At 42.0% G+C, this 4,380-nt stretch carries 5 protein-coding genes; 1 reads left to right on the forward strand and 4 read right to left on the reverse strand.

Annotated features, from left to right (window positions below):
• Positions 1-770, forward strand: a 770-nt coding sequence (locus LC605_RS31275; RefSeq protein ID WP_229551291.1) for a chromosomal replication initiator protein DnaA, incomplete at its 5' end; no start/stop codon positions are given.
• A 354-nt stretch (positions 771-1,124) separates the two neighbouring features.
• On the opposite strand, the gene LC605_RS31280 is transcribed toward LC605_RS31275, so the two are convergent.
• The 4 genes from LC605_RS31280 to LC605_RS31295 form a co-directional block, all read right to left on the reverse strand.
• Entirely contained in the window at positions 1,125-1,571 is a 447-nt protein-coding gene (locus tag LC605_RS31280; RefSeq protein WP_229551292.1) for an SRPBCC family protein, read from the reverse strand.
• 19 nt (positions 1,572-1,590) lie between these two features.
• The gene (locus LC605_RS31285; RefSeq protein WP_229551295.1) at positions 1,591-1,779 is read right to left on the reverse strand and encodes a CPXCG motif-containing cysteine-rich protein; all 189 of its coding nucleotides are present in this window, start codon (positions 1,777-1,779) and stop codon (positions 1,591-1,593) included.
• A 261-nt stretch (positions 1,780-2,040) separates the two neighbouring features.
• Positions 2,041-3,696 (reverse strand): radical SAM protein, encoded by a 1,656-nt coding sequence (locus tag LC605_RS31290; RefSeq protein ID WP_229551293.1) that lies wholly within the window; start codon positions 3,694-3,696, stop codon positions 2,041-2,043.
• 21 nt (positions 3,697-3,717) lie between these two features.
• Entirely contained in the window at positions 3,718-3,972 is a 255-nt protein-coding gene (locus tag LC605_RS31295; protein ID WP_229551294.1) for a SemiSWEET transporter, read from the reverse strand.
• Positions 3,973-4,380 lie beyond the last annotated feature (408 nt).

A 4,380-nucleotide genomic window follows, 5' to 3' on the forward strand; every position in this document is an offset into this window, starting at 1 on the left:
ATATGCAAAGTTTCCGAGAGCATTACCGAGCGGCTGATGTTTTATTGGTTGATGATATTCAGTTTCTTGAAGGCAAGGAATACACCCAAGAAGAATTCTTTTATACTTTTAATACTTTACATGAAGCTGGTAAACAAGTTGTCATTGCTTCCGACCGTCCTCCTAACCAGATTCCTAGCTTGCAAGAACGTCTTTGTTCTCGGTTTTCTATGGGGTTAATTGCAGATATTCAAAAGCCGGATTTAGAAACTAGAATGGCAATTTTGCAGAAAAAAGCCGAGGATGAAAATATTCGTCTTCCCCGCGATGTGATTGAGTATATTGCTTCTAACTATACTTCTAATATTAGAGAGTTAGAAGGAGCTTTAATTCGGGCGGTGGCTTATATTTCTATTTGGGGCTTACCGATGACGGTGGAAAATATCACACCAGTTTTAGAACCGCCTAACGAAAAAATGGCAGCTACCCCAGAAGCAATTTTAAAGGTTGTGGGGGATAATTTTGATGTTTCCATAGACGACCTCAAAGGTAACTCGCGACGAAGAGAAATTAGCTGGGCGCGTCAAATAGGAATGTATCTGATGCGCCAACACACGGCTCTAAGTTTGCCGAGAATCGGAGAGGAGTTTGGTGGTAAAGATCATACAACGGTGATCTATAGTTGCGATAAAATTACCCAACTTCACCAGAGCGATCGCACTTTAGCACAAACAATACGCCAACTGAGCGATCGCATCAATATGACTAGCCGTTCCCAAAAACCATCCTGAAGATAGATTTAAGTTTTCCACAACCAGTACTCTGATTATTAGCATTGATGGCTGAATAATTAGTCGAGAATATTAAGTAACGTATAAAAATTGATTAAATTTAACTTAAATTATCGAAAAAATCTGACTTTTTGTGGAAAAAACTGGGTAAAACTTGAGATTTTGCTGGTAAAGCTTAATTAGGTATAATTAGCTTGTGGAAAAACTATAGTACTTTTCCACAAGTTTTCCACAAGCTAAACTTGCCTACTACGCAGTATTGGGAGCGGTATTGCCCCCATAAATAGAATTTAGGGGCTACCCCGCCGCAGTTAATTCGGTGTAGTTCAATTACTTGAAAAGCGCTGTAGCTGATCAGGATTCGCACTCGCGTTTAGTTATATAGTGACGGTAGCGAAACATCGCTTCTAGTTGCACTTGCACTAACCAACCACTGGCAAATTCAACTATTTCTCCACCAGGCATAGAGAAGGAAATAGCGTCAGTTAACCTGGTTTTGCCATCTTCCGGTTCAAATTCATGTCGATGTACCCAATACTCAAAGGGGCCAGATATCTGTTCGTCGGTAAACAGGCGATATTTTTCACATTCAGTATGACGCGCTAACCAAGTTAAGGGTAATGGGCTAAGAAACAGACGAAATTCGGTGATAGCCCCCACATTCAGACCTCCCTCACGACGAACAATTTGGACAGGCTGCCAAGGTGGATTCAGCAGTTGCAAAATATCTGACCTTTCATGAAATTTCCAAACAACTTCTAGTGAGGCATTAATTATTGAGGAATGTTTAAAGTGCAGCATGGAAAGAAAAACCTAAAATTCAACTTTCGGATTCGGTATCAATCTCGATATCTAGGGTATCTTCATCAACCCGCACATACAAAATATTTGGGTTACAGCAAACTTGACAATCTTCAACGTAAGATTGCTGTCCTCCAGCGCTCAAATCAATAAAAGTTAAGTTCGTTTCGCCGCAATAGGCGCAGTAATACTCAGCTGTGTTTTGCATCAAGTTTTCAGCTATGAATTCAATGGTATTAGGCATGGGGCACTTGTACTGCCCTTAAGAGCGGGACGCACTCGCGTTCGACTAAGCTCACCAAGCGCGTTCGCGAGTGCGTCTGGTAGAGTTGTCGTTGGCGCAGCCTCTGGTAGAGTTGTATTGGGCATTGGGCATTAGTTATTAATTATCCCCTCATCCCCCTCATCCCCCTCATCCTCCTCATCCCCCTCATCCCCCTCATCCCCCTCATCCCCCTCATCTTCCCTATTAACGAGTCCCTCCCAGCACTGGCTGCAATTCTTTTGGCGATGGATTGATATAACTCTTAGCATCAGCCAAATGCTTTAGTAGTGTAGACTGTGGCAGAGGCCCTTGCAAGTGGCTCCAGGGTAACACTTGTTCTGTTGACCATTCGGTGTGGACGTAGAAATCTAAGTCGGGGATTTGTCCTTTGAGTTGTTTAAAAGCACGTTTGTAGCTACCCAATGAATCGCCAAAGTCACGAGTAAGTTGGAGAAGTTGGGAGAGTCTGCGATCGCCTCTGGACAATAAAGCTTGTATAATCGACCAATTGTAGCTTTCTGGGCGAAATTCTATCCCCTGCGGTTTTAGCTGTTTTTGCAAAAACTGCAACCGCTTTTGGGCTTGGCGATTCACCCCAAACCATTGAAACGGCGTGTGTGCTTTGGGTACAAAGGTGCTGCATCCGAATGTTAAGCGCAATCCTGGCGCAGCTTTTTTGATATTACGCATCATCGTTACAGTTTGCTCTAAATCTTCTGCTTCTTCACCAGGAATTCCTGCCATTCCGTAAAGTTTCAAGCTTTTTAATCCGCCAGCTTTGGCGTTGATCGCAGCTTGGATGATTTCGTCGTTATGCAGCTTTTTGTTGACGATTTGGCGGATTCTTTGGGAACCACTCTCTACAGCAATGGTAAGCGATCGCGTGTCTCGTTTGGTCAAAGTTGCTGCTAGTTGGACTGTTACGGTATTGGTTCGCACTGAGGCAATACTGAGACGAACATCATCATACTTTGGCTGACTAATATAATCTAGCAAAGCTTCAAATTCTGGATGCTGTGTAACAGAAGCCCCCAATAATCCTAACCGATTTGTGACTTCTAAACCTTTGGCGATCGCTGGAATTAATGAATCTTCCAGACTGGCTGTTCTAAAAGGCAGTGTGAGATAACTCGCCAAACAAAAGCGGCACATTTCTGGACAACTTCTCACCACTTCCACCATGTAAATATTTTCCCACGCGGCTTTTTCGGTGACTACAGTCGATGCTGATAGAGTGTTTCCCCGGTAAGTTTGCTTTTGCACCACTGCGGGAATTTCGGGAGAAATTGGTTTAATAGACTTTACTGCACCATCTCTTGTGTGATATTCCACCTCATACAAACTTGGTACATAAATTCCTGGTATTTGTGCAAGTCTTTTTAGTTGAATTTGTCTTGGGGCATTTCTTACTTCTTTGTAAGCCTCAATAAAATTCCCTAACAGAGTTTCGCCATCGCCTAGCAAAATTACATCAAAAAAATCTGCAAAAGGTTCGGGGTTAGCAGTGAGAACTGGGCCACCACCAAAAATTATCGGATGAGAATCATGACGAGAGGTTGCTAGAATTGGAATATCCAAAGATTCCAGCAAATTTAGAATATTCACATAATCCAGTTCCCACGAAATAGAAAATCCCACAATTTCCGGCGTTCTGGGGAGTTGTTCGTGAGTATCGGTAAACAGGCGACTCACCTGCACATCATCACGCATTGCAAAAGTTGCCCAAACTACCTGATAGCCAAGGCTAGTGATACCTACGCTGTACTCGTTGGGAAAGGCGAAAATTATGGGGATAGCGTTGGTGTCTGGGGTGGTGGGCGTAAATAGAAGGCGTTCAGAGTCAAATACAGATGATGTCACAGGTGTTTGTTAGAGGCAAGTTTATCTATATTTAATTTTAAGCCATAGAATAATGAAGTTAAAAACCAATGTCACGGCGTTAGCAAGAATAATTGGCAAGGATTGTAGATATATTCCATAAATTAACCACAAAAAAATACCAGTTATGAATGTAATCAGCGTCACCAAAGAAACATCTTTTGCTGATTTTGTTTGCCACGTTTTAAACATCTGTGGCAAAAAAGATATTGTGGTTATTGTAGCGGCAGCTAATCCTAGAATTGTGAGAAAATTCATTTATTATAATCCAATACAGTTCAGTTAAGCATTTCTTTCTTCTCTCTGTGTCCTTGGCGTCTTCTCTACGAGACGCTTCGCGAAGGCGGTTCGTTAAAAAATTGACTTTGTAACAGAGTTTTAGCCCTAACTGAACCGTATTGTATTATAATCGTATCTTTGCACTTAATAAAAAATTGGTATAACCCCTCTTAAAAAGGGGGAACTGGAATCAAAGCCCCCCTTATTAAGGGGGATTTAGGGGGATCTAAAACCTTTTGTTACCGAGAAGAGGACTTTTAAAACATCCTCTAAGCTCGACTTTATCCATTTTTTGCCAACGCTCAACTTGACGCTGAAACCTCTGTGCTACGGTAGTTCTACTTTTTCGATTTCACCGATAATCAGTGACATGGAAAAAGTTTTTGC

Source organism: Nostoc sp. CHAB 5836, from assembly GCF_020829445.1.
Taxonomy (GTDB): domain Bacteria; phylum Cyanobacteriota; class Cyanobacteriia; order Cyanobacteriales; family Nostocaceae; genus Nostoc.